Source organism: Streptomyces sp. NPDC047706 (genome assembly GCF_043204795.1).
Classification (GTDB): Bacteria; Actinomycetota; Actinomycetes; order Streptomycetales; family Streptomycetaceae; genus Streptomyces.
In genome coordinates this window covers 121,823-138,720 of the sequence record NZ_JBIDCW010000010.1, presented here as the reverse complement: position 1 = coordinate 138,720, position 16,898 = coordinate 121,823, and the positions used below count along the sequence as shown (strand labels likewise).

Genomic DNA, 16,898 nt, shown 5'->3' with positions numbered 1-16,898 from the left:
TTCCCCCCGGCCGACCCCGTGACCACAGCCTTCTCAGCCGAGCGCTTCCCCGCACCCGTGCCCCTCTTCCCCCCACCCTCAACCCGCGCCCTTGCCCCATCCGCAGCCCCAGCCCCGGCCCCGGCCCCGGCCCCGGCCTCAGCGGACCCCCCAGCCCTGGCACCAGCCCCACCCCCCGCCCCAGCAGGCGCACCCTTCCCGCCCGCCCCCGCCGAGGCCGCTGCCCGTACCCGCTTGACACCCTCCACGGCCTTGTCCACCGCGCGCCTCGCGGCCGATGCCACGCCCTGCGTGCTCTTCTTCCCACCCGAACCCTTGGCCGCACCGCCGGACGCGTCCGCCGCGCCGCCGGAAGCGTGCGTGGACCTGCCGGACGCCGACTGCTGTGCGGCGGTCTTTTTCGCCACCATGGCCGCGGCCCCTTCACATATTGTGATCTTGCACGCGAATCGTGCTGGGACGATAAATCGACTCGACGCCCGCGGCAACGGGGCACGCCGCCCGAATCGCCCACCCCGCGACCGCCACGCGCCCGGCATGCATGCGTTGTGCCCAGCTCCCCGCCGGGTAATCCGCCGAGCCGGACATCAGAGGATCCGAAGTCACATAATTGACCAATCGGGTCAAATTACACCCTGACCACCGGCCCCGTAAATCCGGTCGGCCAGGGTCCGCCCGGCGCCGTACACTGGGCGGAGCGAAAAGCATGGATGGGGACGAGTAGCGGCGTACGCAGCCCAGAGCGACCCGGGGACGGTGGGAGCCCGGGGGCGAGCGCGACGCGAAGATCACCCCGGAGCCGCCGGAAGAAAGCCCCAGCTCACCAGCCCGGGGCCGGTAGAACCGGCATCGCGACCCCAATGAGGGGGCTCACCGACGCGACACCCCGCGCCGGCGAGCCAAGGAGGGTGGTACCGCGGGAGCGCGCCGAAGCGGCGTAGGAAAGACGTAGCTCTCGTCCCTCCGGACGGAAGGCAGCAAGTCCGCCGGAGGAAGCTCGCAGATGACAACGCCGACGTACCGCCAGGTGCCCGCCCAGGTCGACCTGCCCGCCCTCGAGCACGCCGTGCTCGATTTCTGGCGCGAGCAGAAGATCTTCGCCAAGAGCCTGGAGCAGTCCGAGGGCCGCCCCGAGTGGGTGTTCTACGAAGGCCCCCCCACCGCGAACGGCATGCCGGGCGCCCATCACATCGAGGCCCGCGTCTTCAAGGACGTCTTCCCCCGCTTCCGCACCATGCGCGGCTACCACGTGGCCCGCAAGGCCGGCTGGGACTGCCACGGCCTGCCGGTGGAGCTGGCGGTGGAGAAGGAGCTCGGCTTCTCCGGCAAGAAGGACATCGAGGCGTACGGCATCGCCGAGTTCAACGCCAAGTGCCGTGCCTCCGTGCTCCGCCACACCGACGCCTTCTCCGAGCTGACGACCCGCATGGGCTACTGGGTCGACCTCGACGAGGCGTACGTGACCATGGAGCCCGAGTACATCGAGTCGGTCTGGTGGTCGCTGAAGGAGATCTTCAAGAAGGGCCTGCTGGTCCAGGACCACCGCGTCGCCCCCTGGTGCCCCCGCTGCGGCACCGGCCTGTCCGACCACGAGCTGGCCCAGGGCTACGAGACGGTCGTCGACCCCTCCGTCTACGTCCGTTTCCCCCTGACCTCCGGCCCCCTGGCCGGCGAGGCCGCGCTCCTGGTGTGGACGACGACCCCGTGGACCCTCGTCTCCAACACCGCCGTCGCCACCCACCCCGAGGTCACCTACGTCGTCGCGACCGACGGCGAGGAGAAGCTGGTCGTGGCCGAACCGCTGGTCGAGAAGGCCCTCGGCGAGGGCTGGCAGACCACCGGCCAGACCTTCACCGGCGCCGAGATGGAGCGCTGGACGTACCAGCGCCCCTTCGAGCTGGTCGAGTTCCCGGCCGAGGCCCACTTCGTCGTCAACGCCGACTACGTCACCACCGAGGACGGCACCGGCCTGGTCCACCAGTCGCCCGCCTTCGGTGAGGACGACCTCAAGGTCTGCCGCTCGTACGGCCTGCCGGTGGTGAACCCGGTCCGCCCGGACGGCACCTTCGAGGAGGACCTCCCCCTCGTCGGCGGCGTCTTCTTCAAGAAGGCCGACGAGAAGCTCACCGAGGACCTGGGCGAGCGCGGCCTGCTCTTCAAGCACCTGCCCTACGAGCACAGCTACCCGCACTGCTGGCGCTGCCACACCGCGCTGCTCTACTACGCGCAGCCGTCGTGGTACATCCGCACGACGGCCATCAAGGACCGCCTCCTGGAGGAGAACGAGCGGACCAACTGGTACCCGGACACGGTCAAGAACGGCCGCTACGGTGACTGGCTCAACAACAACATCGACTGGGCCCTGTCCCGCAACCGCTACTGGGGCACCCCGCTGCCCATCTGGCGCTGCGAGGACGACCACCTCACCGTGGCCGGCTCCCGGGCCGAACTCACCGAGCTGACCGGCACCGACCAGTCGGGCCTCGACCCGCACCGCCCGTACATCGACGACGTCACCTTCGCCTGCCCCGAGTGCGAGAAGACGGCCACGCGCGTGCCGGAGGTCATCGACGCCTGGTACGACTCGGGTTCGATGCCGTTCGCGCAGTGGGGCTACCCGTACAAGAACAAGGAACTCTTCGAGTCCCGCTACCCGGCGCAGTTCATCAGCGAGGCCATCGACCAGACGCGCGGCTGGTTCTACACGCTGATGGCGGTCGGCACGCTGGTCTTCGACAAGTCGTCGTACGAGAACGTCGTCTGCCTCGGCCACATCCTCGCCGAGGACGGCCGCAAGATGTCCAAGCACCTGGGCAACATCCTCCAGCCGATCCCGCTCATGGACCAGCACGGCGCGGACGCGGTGCGCTGGTTCATGGCGGCCGGCGGCTCCCCGTGGGCCGCCCGCCGGGTGGGCCACGGCACCATCCAGGAGGTCGTCCGCAAGACGCTCCTCACCTACTGGAACACGGTCGCCTTCCAGGCCCTGTACGCCCGCACGTCGAACTGGGCCCCGTCCGCGGCCGACCCGGCCCCGGCCGACCGCCCGCTGCCCGACCGCTGGCTGCTGTCCGAACTGCACGCGCTGACCGACCAGGTGACCCAGTCCCTGGAGTCGTACGACACCCAGCGCGCCGGCAAGCTGCTGTCCGCCTTCGTCGACGATCTGTCGAACTGGTACGTGCGGCGCTCCCGGCGCCGGTTCTGGCAGGGCGACAAGGCGGCGCTGCGCACCCTGCACGAGGTCGTCGAGACGGTCACGAAGCTGATGGCCCCGCTGACCCCCTTCATCACAGAGCGGGTCTGGCAGGACCTGATCGTGCCGGTCACGCCCGGAGCGCCGGAGTCGGTGCACCTGTCGTCGTGGCCGGAGGCGGATCTGACCGCCATCGACCCGGAGCTGTCGAAGCAGATGGTGCTGGTGCGCCGCCTGGTGGAGCTGGGGCGTGCCACGCGCGCGGAGTCGGGCGTCAAGACACGTCAGCCGCTGCGGCGCGCGCTGATCGCCGCGACCGGCTTCGACGCCCTCTCCCCCGAGCTGCACACGCAGATCACGGAGGAGCTGAACGTCGAGTCGCTCGCGTCGCTGAGCGAGGTCGGCGGCTCCCTGGTCGACACCACGGCCAAGGCCAACTTCCGTGCGCTGGGCAAGCGGTTCGGCAAGCGCGTCCAGGACGTGGCCAAGGCCGTCGCGAACGCCGACGCGGCCGCGCTCTCCCTCGCCCTGCGCGAGGGCACGGCGTCCGTGGAGGTCGACGGCGAGACGATCACTCTGGCCCCCGACGAGGTCATCATCACGGAGACCCCCCGCGAGGGCTGGTCGGTGGCGTCGGACGCGGGTGCCACGGTCGCCCTCGACCTGGAGATCACGGAGGAGCTGCGCCGCGCGGGCCTCGCCCGTGACGCGATCCGCCTGATCCAGGAGGCCCGCAAGAACAGCGGCCTCGATGTCGCCGACCGCATCGCCCTGCGCTGGACCGCGACCGACCCGGCGACGACCGCCGCGCTCGGCGACCACGCCTCGCTGATCGCCGACGAGGTCCTGGCCACGGACTTCGCCCAGGGCGAGGCGGACGGCGGCTACGGTGCGCCGTTCACGGACGAGGCGCTGACGCTGACGTTCCGCCTGCGCAAGGCGTAACCCCCGCCGTAGGCCCGGACCCGCCGAAAAATCATGGTGGGCCCGGGCCTTCGGCGTTGCGTACACCCAGACAACTGCGCCCACGTCCGAACACACACGGCTGACACCGTGAACACGCGTAGCAAAAGGGCGGGGCCCCGGATCGGAATCCGGGGCCCCGCCCTATGAACGCTGCCGACGTCTACGCCGTACTACCCACCGTCAGTTGTCGTCCTCGTCGATCAGGAACCCACGCATGGGCGAGGGGGCCTGACCCATCGGCGACGGGCCCTGCGGCCGCACCGGAGCCATCGGCTGGGTCATCGCCGGGGACATCTGCTGCTGGCCGCCGTAGGACGGAGCGGCCGGGCTCGGCGCACCGCCCATCGACTGGTTGCCACCGTACGAGGGGGCACTCGCGCCGGCCGGGGCCATCGAAGGCGCCGGGGACGGCGGGAGCGACGCGGTCGCGGGGGTCCGCGGCGGGGCGAGCGAGTCGTCCGCCTGGGTCTCCAGCTGACGCAGCTGCGACTCCAGGTAGGACTTCAGGCGCGTGCGGTACTCCCGCTCGAAGCCGCGCAGGTCCTCGACCTTGCGCTCCAGCGTGGCGCGGGCGGACTCCAGCGAGCCCATCGCGACGCGGTGCTTCTCCTGGGCGTCCCGCTCCAGCGCGTCGGCCTTGGCGCGGGCGTCGCGCTCCAGACCCTCGGCGCGCGAACGGGCCTCACCGACGATCTTGTTGGCCTCGGAACGGGCCTCCGCGATCGCCTGGTCGGCGGTCTGCTGAGCAAGCGACAGGACGCGCGCGGCGCTGTCGCCACCGGGGCCCTGACCGGGCATACCGGGGCCACCCATCGGACCGCCCATGGGACCCGGGCCCATCTGGCCCTGCATCGGCCCCTGGCCCATCGGACCCTGACCCATCGGGCCGGGACCCTGCGGACCCTGACCGCCGGGACCGGCGGGCAGCTGCGGCGCACCGCTCGGCAGCTGGGGCGGGCCACCCATGGGGCCACCCATCTGCTGCTGCGGCGGGCCCGATATGCCGGCGGGCACAGGAGCGCCGGGACCGCGCATGCCCTGCTGCGGCATGCCCTGCTGCGGCATGCCGGGCTGGGGCATCCCCTGCTGCTGGTCCTGCGGCTCCGGGGGCTTGCGCATGTTCTGCTGGTTCTGGGCGGCGGCGCGGGTGGCCGCGGCCAGCTTGGCGCGCAGGTCCTCGTTCTCGCGGAGCAGACGGGTCAGCTCGGCTTCGACCTCGTCGAGGAAGGCATCGACCTCGTCCTCGTCATAGCCTTCTCGGAGGCGGACGGTCGTGAACTGCTTGTTCCGCACGTCCTCGGGGGTCAACGGCATCTCTTCACCTCAACGTAGTCGTCGGCATTCGGCAAGACCGTAGTTCACATCGCTCACAGCCGACTCACGAGCGAGATCAGGATGTAGACGATGATCATCAGTACGAAGAAGGACAGGTCGAGCGCCACGCCCCCGAGACGCAGCGGCGGAATGAACCGCCGCAGAAGCTTGAGCGGTGGATCAGTGACAGTGTAGGTGGCCTCCAGAACGACCACCATCGCCTTGCCGGGTTGCCATGAGCGGGCGAACTGGAAGACGTAGTCCATGACCAACCGGAAGATGAGCACGATGAGGAAGCACATCAGCGCGATGTAGACGACATCCAGGACCACGCTCATGACCCTTGCTTCCCTCTCCCCTGATCCATGCTCTGGGTACTGCTCGGTGATGCTTGCACTGCTGTTTCCGGTCGTGCGTCTCAGCTCTGGTTGAAGAACCCGCCCTCTGCGATGCGGGCCTTGTCCTCCGCCGTGACATCGACGTTAGCAGGAGACAACAGGAACACCTTCTGCGTCACCCGCTCGATACTGCCGTGAAGACCAAACACCAAACCCGCCGCAAAGTCGACAAGTCGCTTGGCATCTGTGTCATCCATCTCAGTCAAGTTCATGATCACCGGGGTGCCCTCACGGAAGTGTTCCCCGATGGTACGGGCTTCGTTGTAGGTCCGCGGGTGAAGTGTGGTGATCCGGTACGGCTCTCGTTCCGACACGACTTTGGGCATGATCACCGGTGCGTTCTTCTCCAGGCTTGCGCGTTCTTGTGTGATGGATGCCACGGGCGCGATGCGCGCCGGACGTCCGGATTCCGCGGGTAGCGAAGCGACGTGGGAGACCGGCTCGCGAGGCGCCGGAGGCTGCACCATCCGTACCGGTTCGTCCCTTTGGGACTGATGTGCACTGTGGGACTGGTGCGACGACTCGTGGCGCCGGTGATCCCGCTCCGGCTCCGGGTCGAGTTCGGGTTCGAAGTCGTCGTCGGGGTCGAAACCCCGGCCGTCGTACCCATCGTCCTCCACGAGGCCGAGGTAGACCGCCATCTTGCGCATCGCGCCGGCCATGCTCTGAGTCCTCCGCTCTGTGGTGGATCGGCTGACGACTGCCAAATGCCCGCGATCCACGAGGTCGTTACGCCCGCCCTGCGACGGCAATGACCATATTTTCTGCTGTGGTCCGACTTCTTGGCGACGTTACCCGAGCCTGGGGCGGACTCCGAGTACCGCGGTGCCGACGCGCACATGTGTCGCTCCGGCGGCCACGGCCTGCTCGAGGTCCGCGCTCATCCCTGCCGAGACCATGGTGGCAGCCGGATGGGTCCGGCGCAGGTCGGTCGACAAATCCATCATCCGCTCGAATGCCGCCGGTTGGCGTCCCGCGAACTCCCCGGTGAGCGGCGCGACGGTCATCAACCCGTCCAGCCGCAACCCCGGGGCCCCGGCCACCACGTCCGCCAACTCCCCGACGCCGCCCGGCGCCACGCCGCCCCGCTCCCCTCGCGCGCTCTCGCCCGCGTCGAGCGCGACCTGGATCAGGCACCCCACCTCACGCCCGGCGCGCACCGCCTCCTTGGAGAGAGCTGTGACAAGCCTGGAACGATCGACGGACTGTACGACATCCGCGTACCCGACCACGGAGCGCACCTTGTTGGTCTGCAACTGGCCGACGAAGTGCCAAGTAAGGGCCAGATCCGAGCATTCCGCGGCCTTGGGTGCCGCGTCCTGGTCTCGGTTCTCGGCGACATGACGCACACCCAGCTCCGACAGGATCCGCACATCGGCCGCGGGGTAGGTCTTGGTGACCACGATCAGGGTCACCTCCTCACACCTCCGCCCGGCGGCGGCGCATGCCGCGGCGATGCGCTCCTCCACCTTCGCCAGATTTCTGGCGAGTTCATCCCTACGGTCCGTCATGTCCCATCAGTCCAGCCATACATAGCCCGCGAGCCGACCGGTGGTGCGGTCGCGGCGGTACGAGAAGTGGTCGCCCGACTCCAGCGTGCACACCGGCGACTGCTCCCGGTCGCGCACCCCGAGCCGGGTGAGCTGGGCGTGCACTCCGGCGGCCACGTCGACCGCCGGTGTGCCCCATCTCGTTTCGGCGTACGCCGCCGGCTCGACGGCGGCCACCTCGGCGCGCATCGCGTCCGGCACCTCGTAGCACCGGCAGCAGACCGCGGGTCCGGTGCGGGCCACGATCCGCTCCGGCTCGGCACCGAGTTCCATCATCGCGCGTAGCGCGGCGGGGACGACTCCGGCGATCATGCCGGGCCGGCCCGCGTGGGCCGCGGCGGCGACCCCGGCGACGGGGTCGGCGAGCAGGACGGGTACGCAGTCGGCGGTGAGGACGGCGAGGGCGAGGCCCCGCCGCCGGGTCACGATCGCGTCGACCGGCGGGACGGGTGAGCCGGCGTCCCAGGGGCCGTCGACGACGGCCACGTCGTCGCCGTGCACCTGGTTCATCCAGACGACCCGCCCGGCGTCGAGCCCGAGCGACTTGGCGGCCAGCTCCCGATTGGTCCGTACCGCGTCGGGGTCGTCCCCGACCGCCCCGCCGAGGTTGAGCTCCTCGTACGGAACGGCGCTCACCCCGCCCCACCGGTCGGTGAAAGCGAAGTGCGCGCCGTTCACGGTGTCGCGCTGTCCTATCACTTCAGGAAGTCCGGTACGTCCAGTTCCTCGGCCGCGCTGTCGGTGTAGGCGCGCGACGGCGGCACCGGCGGCGGCGCCTGGACCTCGCTCACCGGCTCGGGAGCGGGCTCCGGCTCCTCCTTGGGCTTGACGCTGCCGAGGGCGCCGAACGACGGGCGGCTCTCGGTCTGCTGCCGCGCCGGGGCCGGCTCCTCGCGCTTGGCGGAGGACGAGCCGAGGACGGTGTCCCGGCGGGCGGGGGGCTGGCCCCCGTCGAAGCCGGCGGCGATCACGGTGACCCGGACCTCGTCGCCGAGGGCGTCGTCGATGACCGCGCCGAAGATGATGTTGGCCTCGGGGTGCGCCGCCTCGCTGACCAGTTGGGCGGCCTCGTTGATCTCGAAGAGTCCGAGGTCGGAGCCGCCGGAGATGGAGAGCAGCACGCCCCGGGCGCCGTCGATGGACGCCTCCAGGAGCGGCGAGGAGATCGCCATCTCGGCCGCGGCCACCGCGCGGTCGTCGCCGCGGGCCGAGCCGATGCCCATGAGCGCCGAACCCGCCTCCGACATGACCGACTTGACGTCGGCGAAGTCGAGGTTGATGAGGCCGGGGGTGGTGATGAGGTCGGTGATGCCCTGGACACCGGAGAGGAGGACCTGGTCGGCCGACTTGAAGGCGTCCAGGACCGAGACCTGGCGGTCCGAGATGGACAGCAGCCGGTCGTTCGGGATGACGATGAGGGTGTCGACCTCTTCGCGGAGCTCAGCGATGCCGTCCTCGGCCTGGTTGGCGCGGCGCCGTCCCTCGAAGGTGAACGGGCGCGTGACCACGCCGATGGTGAGGGCGCCCAGCGAGCGGGCGATGTTGGCCACGACGGGCGCGCCGCCGGTTCCGGTGCCGCCGCCTTCACCGGCCGTCACGAAGACCATGTCGGCCCCCTTGAGGACCTCCTCGATCTCCTCTCGGTGGTCCTCGGCGGCCTTGCGGCCGACGGCCGGGTTGGCTCCGGCGCCGAGTCCACGGGTGAGTTCACGGCCGACGTCGAGCTTCACGTCGGCGTCGCTCATCAACAGCGCCTGCGCGTCGGTGTTGATGGCGATGAACTCGACACCCTTGAGACCGACCTCGATCATCCGGTTGATGGCATTGACACCACCGCCGCCGACACCGATGACCTTGATGACTGCGAGGTAGTTCTGCGGTGCTGCCACGTCGAAGGCCTCTCGCCTCGAATTACGTGCCGTCGTCCCGCGGTGCCCCGCGATCCGACGACTGATGCCGAATGGGACGGTCCGTAACGCCGACCCGAACCCTAACGCTGAAGTTTAGGGTTACCAGTGTGTCTGTTCCCTGGAGTCTTCTGAACAGGACACTAAGTCGACAAGTGGCGCACGTTCAACGAACACGCCGAACCTCCCGTTTTTCTTTTCACCCTATGTGATCAGCCATAGCGCTGCCCAACCAGGGTGCTGGCCTGCGCCGATAGGCGTCAACTCCCCGATGACGCGGGGGCGGTGGGAACGCTGACGTCGAAGTGGCGGGCGCCGGAAGCGGCTTTCATGAGAGCGGTGAGGCTGCGGGCCTTCGCGCGCCCCTTCTCGCCACTCCCCCACGCGACCGTGCGCCCGCCGGTCAACTCCAGTGAGATGTCGTCGAAGGAACGGACCTTGACGACGCGGGTGTCCCGGGCCACCGCGGCAGGAACGGCTCCGGCGACCCGGACCGCCTCGCGTACCAGACGGAGCTCTCCGAAACGGCGGTGGCTGGGCACGGCCGAACCCGACCGGGACACCGTCAATTCCAGGAGCGGAACGCCTTTCGGCGCTTCAGAAACCGTGGCGAAACGGACACCTTCGTCGTCCACTTCCACGAACTCGGCGCCCTTTTCGACGAGCAGAACCGGGGTCCGCTCGGTCACTTTCAGGCCGACTCCATGCGGCCAGGAACGGACCACCTCAACCACGTCAATTCGGGGCAATTTCCGACGCAGTCGTGCCTCGATCCTGTCGGTGTCGACGGAAATCAGCGGGTCCCCGACCGGTACGTCGGCGGCCTCGCGCACCTGCGCGGGCGTCAGGACCTGGGTGCCGGAGACGGTCACGCGCTGCACGCGCGTCCATTGCGCGCCGTACAACAGCCAGCCGGCACCGGCGCCGAGAAGAATCAGGACAAGCCCAAGAATGATGATCGTACGAAGCCTGGGGCGCCTCAACCGCCGGGCGGGGGGCGGGCCGGACTGCTCCTGCTGGCGTGCACCGCGTTCGGCGGTGGTCGGTCCGGCCACGCTCCCTGCCTTCCGTTCAAACGTGCCTAACGGTGTGCACGGTTGGCGGCGATCGCCTCGTGCACCATGCCGACGAGGAGTTCGTCGGCGTCCCGGCGGCCGAACTCACCGGCGGCGCGGGACATCTCGTACAGCCGGTGCGGGTCGGCGAGCACGGGCAGCACGTTCTGCTGCACCCACTCCGGGGTGAGTTCCGCGTCGTCGACCAGCAGTCCGCCGCCGGCCTTGACGACCGGCTGTGCGTTCAGCCGCTGTTCGCCGTTGCCGATCGGCAGCGGGACGTAGGCGGCCGGCAGCCCGACGGCGGAGAGTTCGGCGACGGTCATCGCGCCCGCGCGGCAGAGCATCATGTCGGCCGCGGCGTAGGCGAGGTCCATCCGGTCCAGATAACTTACCGGGATGTACGGGGGCATTCCCGGCATCTGGTGGACCTGCGGCAGTTCGTTCTTGGGGCCGACCGCGTGCAGGATCTGGATTCCGGCCTGCTGGAGCCACGGGGCGACCTGCTGGACCACCTCGTTGAGCCGCCGGGCGCCCTGCGAGCCACCGGAGACCAGCAGCGTGGGCAGGTTGGGGTCGAGGCCGAACATCGCGCGGGCCTCGGGACGGACGGCGGCCCGGTCGAGGGTGGCGATGGAGCGGCGCAGCGGGATGCCGATGTAGCGGGCGTCGCGCAGCTTGCTGTCGGGTGTGGAGACGGCGACGCGCGCCGCGTACCGGGAACCGATCTTGTTGGCGAGGCCGGGCCGGGCGTTCGCCTCGTGGATCACGATCGGCACGCCGAGCCGCTTGGCGGCCAGATAGCCGGGCAGGGCGACGTAGCCGCCGAAGCCGACCACGGCGTCCGCCTTGGTGTGCTCCAGGATCTGCTCGGCCGCCTTGATCGTGCCGCGCAGCCGGCCCGGGACGGTGATCAGCTCGGGAGTGGGCTTGCGCGGCAGCGGGACGGCGGGGATCAGCGCCAGCTCGTAGCCGCGTTCCGGGACGAGCCGGGTCTCCAGGCCGCGCTCCGTGCCGAGGGCCGTGATCCCCACCGTCGGGTCCTGCCTGCGCAGGGCGTCCGCGAGGGCGAGCGCGGGCTCGATGTGGCCGGCGGTCCCCCCACCAGCGAGTACGACATGCACCGAAATTCACCGCTCTCCGGACGAACGCGCCGTGGCGCGACGTCGCATCGTGTTCCATCTCCGGGGCCCTGTGGGGCCCCCGGCCCCCCGCTTTCTACCAAAGCGGGGTTGCCGCATCGCAAGCGCCGCCCGCGCAGCGGGCTCGTCTCGCGCGAAGGCGATCAGCAACCCGATGGCGAACATGGTCGGCAGCAGGGCGGATCCCCCGTAGGAGAACAGCGGGAGGGGGACGCCGGCGATCGGCAGCAGGCCGAGCACCGCACCGATGTTGATCACGGCCTGGGCCGTGATCCAGGTGGTCACGCCTCCCGCGGCATACCTGACGAAGGGGTCCTCCGAGCCTCCGGCCACGCGGATACCCGCATAGCCTAGAGCGGCGAAGAGGGCGAGCACCGACAGCGTCCCCGCCAGCCCCAGTTCCTCACCGGTGACGGCGAAGATGAAGTCGGTGTGCGCTTCCGGGAGTTGACCCCATTTTTCCACACTCGCACCCAGCCCGGAACCGAAGAGTCCGCCGGAGGCGAGGGCGTAGATGCCGTGCACGGCCTGCCAGCACGAGCCGTCGGGGCCCATCTCGGTGGCGCCGATGCAGCGGAACCGGTCCAGCCGGTTGGCACTGCTCTGGATCAGGATCGTGCCGAGCACCGCCGCGACCGCCAGCACACCGACGAATAGCCGGGTCGGGGCGCCCGCCAGCCACAGCAGCCCGAACAGGATCGCCGTGAGGATGATCGCGGTGCCCATGTCGCCGCCGAGCATGATCAGGCCGAGCAGCATGAACGCGACCGGCACCAGCGGCACCAGCATGTGCTTCCACTGCGCGAGCAGGTTCTTGTCCTGCTTGCGGGCGAGCAGGTCCGCGCCCCACAGCACGAGGGCCAGCTTGCCGAACTCGCTGGGCTGGAGCTGGAAGGAGCCCCCGAGGGCGATCCAGTTCTGGTTGCCGTTGACCGCCACCCCTATCCCCGGCACCTGCACCAGGGCCATCAGGAACACGGCGCCGGCGATGATCGGGTAGGCGAGCGCCCGGTGCAGCTTCACGGGCATCCGGGAGGCGACGTACAGCAGCACCGCGCCGATGACGGCGGCCAGCATCTGCTTGCGGAAGAAGTACGACCCGCCGAGCGACATCTGCAGGGCGGTGATCTGGGAGGCCGAGTAGACCATCACCAGGCCCAGCACGGTGATCAGCAGGCTTCCGCCGAGGATGAGGTAGTACGCCGTCAGCGGCCGGTCCCAGGCCTTGCGCACGCGGATGTAGATCCGTACGGCGAGGTTCTCGCGCGGCTGACGGGCTGCGGGCGCGCGGACGGTTCGTCGGACCGGAGGCCGTCCGGTACGGCTGCCGGACATCAGCGGCTCCCACCGGCGGGGAGCCGAAGCCGACCAAAGCCGAGCCACATCCGAGTCACCTGTCCCTCCAAGGGTCCCCACAGCACCCGCCGTGGCGAAAGACCCGCTCTCAGGCGCCCGCGCCGAGTTCGCGAACCGCCTCCGCGAACGCGTCTCCTCGCTTCTTGTAGTTGGCGAACATGTCCATGGAGGCACACGCAGGTGCCAGAAGCACCGTGTCTCCGGTGACGGCCAGGCGGCGCGCCTCCCGGACAGCCGCGAGCATCGCCCCAGTGTCGGTCCGGTCGAGGTCGACGACGGGTACTTCCGGGGCGTGTCGCGCCAGGGCTTCGCGGATCAGGGCACGATCGGCGCCGACGAGGACGGCCCCGCGAAGCCGCTTCGCCGACTTGGCGACCAGCTCGTCGAAGGTGGCGCCCTTGGCCAGTCCGCCCGCGATCCACACGATCGAGTCGTACGCCGCCAACGAGGCCTCGGCGGCGTGGGTGTTGGTGGCCTTGGAGTCGTCGACGTAGGCCACCCCGTCCACGTCGGCGACGTGGGCGATGCGGTGGGCGTCGGGGGTGAAGGCGCGCAGACCGTCCCGCACGGCGTGGGCGGGCACGCCGTACGCGCGCGCGAGGGCCGCCGCCGCAAGGGCGTTGGCGATGTTGTGCGGGGCCGGCGGGCGCACGTCGGAGACCTCCGCCAGCTCCTGGGCGTTCTTGTGCCGGTCCGCGACGAAGGCGCGGTCGACCAGGATGCCGTCCACGACGCCGAGTTGGGACGGCGCCGGGGTGCCCAGGGTGAAGCCGACGGCCCGGCAGCCCTCTTCGACGTCCGCCGCGCGCACCAGGTCCTCGGTGGCCTTGTCGGCCGCGTTGTACACGCAGGCGACGCGATTTCCTTCGTAGATGCGGCCCTTGTCGGCGGCGTAGGCCTCCATGGAGCCGTGCCAGTCGAGGTGGTCGGGGGCGAGGTTCAGCACGGCCGCGGAGTGGGCGCGCAGCGAGGGCGCCCAGTGCAGCTGGTAGCTGGACAGCTCGACCGCGAGGACGTCGTAGGGCTCCTCGCCGAGCACCGCGTCCAGCAGCGAGACTCCGATGTTGCCGACGGCGGCGGTGCGCAGCCCTGCCGCCGTCAGGATCGAGGCGAGCATCTGGACGGTCGTGGTCTTGCCGTTGGTGCCGGTGACCGCCAGCCAGGGGGCCGCGTCCGGGCCCCGCAGCCGCCAGGCCAGTTCGACGTCGCCCCAGACCGGGACGCCGGCCCCGGCCGCCGCCGTGAACAGCGGCTTGTCCGGCTTCCAGCCCGGCGCGGTGACGATCAGCTCGGTGCCCTCGGGCAGGGTCGCGCCGTCGCCGAGACGGACGGTGACGCCGAGCGCCTCCAGCTCCGCGGCCTGGACCCGGGCGCGCTCGTCGTCGCCGTCGTTGACGACGGTGACGTGCGCGCCGAGGCCGTGCAGGACCTTGGCCGCCGGGACGCCGGAGACGCCGAGCCCGGCGACAGTGACGTGCTTGCCCTTGAGCTCCGAGGAAGTCACTTTTCCGCTGCCCATCCCGCATAGAAGAGGCCTAGTCCGACAATCACACAGATGCCCTGAATGATCCAGAAGCGGACCACGACAAGGACTTCGGACCAGCCCTTGAGTTCGAAGTGATGCTGCAGTGGCGCCATCCGGAAGACCCGCTTACCGGTCAGGCGGAACGAGCCGACCTGGATGACCACCGACATGGTGATCAGCACGAACAGGCCGCCGAGGATCGCCAGCAGCAGCTCCGTGCGGGAGCAGATGGCCAGACCGGCGAGCACACCGCCGAGCGCCAGCGAACCGGTGTCACCCATGAAGATCTTGGCCGGGGAGGTGTTCCACCACAGGAAGCCGAGGCAGGAACCCATCAGGGCCGAGGCGACCACCGCGAGATCGAGCGGATCGCGTACCTCGTAGCAGGCGCCCGGGTTGGTCAGGGTCTGCGCGTTGGCGCAGGACTCCTGGAACTGCCAGACGCCGATGAAGGTGTAGGCGCCGAAGACCAGCACGGAGGCGCCGGTGGCGAGGCCGTCGAGGCCGTCGGTGAGGTTCACGCCGTTCGACATCGCGAGAATCATGAACAGCGCCCAGACCACGAACAGCACCGGGCCGATCGTCCAGCCGAAGTCGGTGATGAACGACAGCTTGGTGGAGGCCGGGGTGTTGCCGCGGTTGTCCGCGAACTGCAGGGACAGCACCGCGAAGGCGATGCCGACGATCAGCTGGCCGGCCATCTTCGCCTTGGCCCGCAGACCCAGCGAACGCCGCTTGACGATCTTGATGTAGTCGTCCAGGAAGCCGACCAGGCCCATGCCCACCATGAGGCCCAGCACCAGCAGACCCGAGAAGGTCGGGGGCTTGCCCGTGATGACCTTGGACAGGAAGTACGCGGCGACCGTGGCCAGGATGAAGGCGATACCACCCATGGTCGGCGTTCCGCGCTTGCTGGCGTGCTCGCGCGGGCCGTCGTCGCGGATGTACTGACCGTAGCCCTTGCGCGCCAGCAACTTGATCAGCAGCGGTGTGCCGACCAGTGTCAGGAAGAGCCCGATGACACCCGCGAACAGGATCTGATTCATCATCGGGCGGCGACCTCACCCTCGGCGCCGGTCGCGAGCAGCGCCTCGGCGACACTCTCCAGGCCGACCGAACGGGACGCCTTCACGAGGACGACGTCCCCCGGGCGCAACTCGCTGCGCAACAGGTCGACCGCCGCCTGTGCGTCGGACACGTGCACCGACTCCTCACCCCACGAACCCTCGTTATATGCGCCCAGTTGCAGCCAGGCGGCTTCCCTGCCCCCGACCGCGACGAGCTTGCTGACGTTGAGCCGGACGGCGAGCCGCCCGACCGCGTCGTGCTCGGCGAGCGCCTCGTCCCCGAGCTCGGCCATCTTGCCGAGCACCGCCCACGTACGGCCCCCCTTTGCCCGAGAGGCTTCGCCCATCGCCACCAGGGCGCGCAGGGCGGCCCGCATGGACTCGGGGTTCGCGTTGTAGGCGTCGTTGACGACCGTCACGCCGTCCGGGCGCTCGGTGACCTCCATACGCCAGCGGGAGAGGGAGCCTGCCTCGGAGAGCGCGGTGGCGATCTCTTCCGCGGACATGCCCAGCTCATGGGCGACGGCGGCCGCGGCGAGCGCGTTCGACACGTGGTGCTCACCGTACAGGCGCATGGTCACATCACCGCACCCGGAGGGTGTGTGAAGAGTGAAAGAGGGCCGGCCGGAACTCGTCAGGCGCACGTTCTCGGCGCGTACGTCCGCTTCGTCGGCCTCTCCGAAGAGGACCACCTTCGCCTTGGTACGCGACGCCATGGCGCGTACGAGGGGGTCGTCGGCGTTGAGGATCGCGGCACCGCCCTCCTCCGCCGGCGGCAGGGCCTCGACGAGTTCGCCCTTGGCCTGCGCGATCTGCTCGCGGCCGCCGAACTCGCCGATGTGCGCGGTGCCGACGTTGAGCACCAGGCCGATCCGCGGTGGCGTCAGGCCGGTGAGGTACCGGATGTGGCCGATGCCCCGGGCGCCCATCTCCAGCACCAGGAACCGGGTTTCCGCCGTGGCGCTGAGCGCGGTCAGCGGCAGCCCGATCTCGTTGTTGAACGAGCCGGGCGTCCACACCGTCGGCGCCTTGCGCTGCAGTACCTGCGCGATCAAATCCTTGGTGCTGGTCTTGCCCGCGGAGCCGGTGAGCGCCACGAGGGTGGTGCCGAGCTTTGCCACGACGTGCCGGGCGAGGGCGCCGAGCGCCGTCTGGACGTCGTCCACGACGATCGCGGGCACGCCGACGGGGCGCGACGCGAGTACCGCCACCGCGCCCGCCTCGACGACCTGGGCCGCGAAGTCGTGACCGTCCACGCGTTCGCCGACGAAGCAGGCGAACAGGCTGCCGGGCGCGACCTCGCGGGAGTCCCGGACGACCGGTCCGGTCACCTGTGCCGACGGATCCGGTATGTCGTGCGTCTGCCCGCCGACGACTTCTGCGATCTCGGCGAGAGAGAGGGCGATCACAAGTTCATCCCCT

At 69.9% G+C, this 16,898-nt stretch carries 13 protein-coding genes; 1 reads left to right on the top strand and 12 read right to left on the bottom strand.

Annotated elements, in window-relative coordinates; all coding sequences use genetic code 11:
• The first annotated feature begins 1,003 nt into the window (after positions 1-1,003).
• Positions 1,004-4,141 carry an isoleucine--tRNA ligase gene (gene ileS, locus ACGF8A_RS14640; RefSeq protein WP_393107914.1) on the top strand — a complete coding sequence of 1,046 codons (3,138 nt, stop codon included), beginning with the start codon at positions 1,004-1,006 and terminating at the stop codon, positions 4,139-4,141.
• Positions 4,142-4,342: 201 nt separating this feature from the next.
• On the opposite strand, the gene ACGF8A_RS14635 is transcribed toward ileS, so the two are convergent.
• The 12 genes from ACGF8A_RS14635 to murF all read right to left on the bottom strand — a co-directional run bounded on the left by ACGF8A_RS14635 (position 4,343) and on the right by murF (position 16,885).
• A complete protein-coding gene (locus ACGF8A_RS14635) occupies positions 4,343-5,476 on the bottom strand; it encodes a DivIVA domain-containing protein (RefSeq protein ID WP_393107912.1) in 1,134 nt (377 codons plus the stop codon).
• Positions 5,477-5,529: 53 nt separating this feature from the next.
• Complete coding sequence (locus tag ACGF8A_RS14630; RefSeq protein WP_393107910.1) at positions 5,530-5,814, bottom strand: YggT family protein; 285 nt, start codon at positions 5,812-5,814, stop codon at positions 5,530-5,532.
• A gap of 80 nt (positions 5,815-5,894) precedes the next feature.
• Positions 5,895-6,536 (bottom strand): cell division protein SepF, encoded by a 642-nt coding sequence (locus ACGF8A_RS14625; protein WP_393107908.1) that lies wholly within the window; start codon positions 6,534-6,536, stop codon positions 5,895-5,897.
• Positions 6,537-6,665: 129 nt separating this feature from the next.
• A complete protein-coding gene (locus ACGF8A_RS14620) occupies positions 6,666-7,385 on the bottom strand; it encodes a YggS family pyridoxal phosphate-dependent enzyme (RefSeq protein WP_393107906.1) in 720 nt (239 codons plus the stop codon).
• Between the two features lie 6 nt (positions 7,386-7,391).
• Complete coding sequence (pgeF, locus tag ACGF8A_RS14615; protein WP_393107904.1) at positions 7,392-8,123, bottom strand: peptidoglycan editing factor PgeF; 732 nt, start codon at positions 8,121-8,123, stop codon at positions 7,392-7,394.
• The gene (gene ftsZ, locus ACGF8A_RS14610) at positions 8,120-9,313 is read right to left on the bottom strand and encodes a cell division protein FtsZ (protein WP_393107902.1); all 1,194 of its coding nucleotides are present in this window, start codon (positions 9,311-9,313) and stop codon (positions 8,120-8,122) included. Before ftsZ ends, pgeF begins: the two co-directional genes overlap by 4 nt.
• A 278-nt stretch (positions 9,314-9,591) precedes the next feature.
• Complete coding sequence (locus ACGF8A_RS14605) at positions 9,592-10,386, bottom strand: cell division protein FtsQ/DivIB (RefSeq protein ID WP_393107900.1); 795 nt, start codon at positions 10,384-10,386, stop codon at positions 9,592-9,594.
• A 26-nt stretch (positions 10,387-10,412) separates the two neighbouring features.
• Positions 10,413-11,510: an undecaprenyldiphospho-muramoylpentapeptide beta-N-acetylglucosaminyltransferase gene (gene murG, locus ACGF8A_RS14600; RefSeq protein ID WP_393107898.1), complete on the bottom strand. Its 1,098-nt coding sequence runs from the start codon at positions 11,508-11,510 to the stop codon at positions 10,413-10,415.
• A gap of 6 nt (positions 11,511-11,516) precedes the next feature.
• Positions 11,517-12,863 carry a putative lipid II flippase FtsW gene (gene ftsW, locus ACGF8A_RS14595; RefSeq protein ID WP_393107896.1) on the bottom strand — a complete coding sequence of 449 codons (1,347 nt, stop codon included), beginning with the start codon at positions 12,861-12,863 and terminating at the stop codon, positions 11,517-11,519.
• 109 nt (positions 12,864-12,972) lie between these two features.
• A complete protein-coding gene (gene murD / locus ACGF8A_RS14590) occupies positions 12,973-14,403 on the bottom strand; it encodes a UDP-N-acetylmuramoyl-L-alanine--D-glutamate ligase (RefSeq protein WP_393107894.1) in 1,431 nt (476 codons plus the stop codon).
• Positions 14,385-15,458, bottom strand: a complete 1,074-nt coding sequence (mraY, locus tag ACGF8A_RS14585; RefSeq protein WP_393107892.1) for a phospho-N-acetylmuramoyl-pentapeptide-transferase — start codon at positions 15,456-15,458, stop codon at positions 14,385-14,387. The genes murD and mraY overlap by 19 nt, the downstream gene beginning before the upstream one ends.
• Positions 15,455-16,885 (bottom strand): UDP-N-acetylmuramoyl-tripeptide--D-alanyl-D-alanine ligase, encoded by a 1,431-nt coding sequence (murF, locus tag ACGF8A_RS14580; RefSeq protein WP_393107890.1) that lies wholly within the window; start codon positions 16,883-16,885, stop codon positions 15,455-15,457. The genes mraY and murF overlap by 4 nt, the downstream gene beginning before the upstream one ends.
• Positions 16,886-16,898: the final 13 nt, after the last annotated feature.

Coding starts and splice junctions, on each gene's coding strand:
- ileS (WP_393107914.1), top strand. CDS start 1,004: ATGACAACGCCGACGTACCGCCAGGTGCCCGCCCAGGTCGACCTGCCC.
- ACGF8A_RS14620 (WP_393107906.1), bottom strand. CDS start 7,385: ATGACGGACCGTAGGGATGAACTCGCCAGAAATCTGGCGAAGGTGGAG.
- ACGF8A_RS14630 (WP_393107910.1), bottom strand. CDS start 5,814: ATGAGCGTGGTCCTGGATGTCGTCTACATCGCGCTGATGTGCTTCCTC.
- murD (WP_393107894.1), bottom strand. CDS start 14,403: ATGGGCAGCGGAAAAGTGACTTCCTCGGAGCTCAAGGGCAAGCACGTC.
- ftsW (WP_393107896.1), bottom strand. CDS start 12,863: ATGTCCGGCAGCCGTACCGGACGGCCTCCGGTCCGACGAACCGTCCGC.
- ACGF8A_RS14635 (WP_393107912.1), bottom strand. CDS start 5,476: ATGCCGTTGACCCCCGAGGACGTGCGGAACAAGCAGTTCACGACCGTC.
- ACGF8A_RS14625 (WP_393107908.1), bottom strand. CDS start 6,536: ATGGCCGGCGCGATGCGCAAGATGGCGGTCTACCTCGGCCTCGTGGAG.
- mraY (WP_393107892.1), bottom strand. CDS start 15,458: ATGATGAATCAGATCCTGTTCGCGGGTGTCATCGGGCTCTTCCTGACA.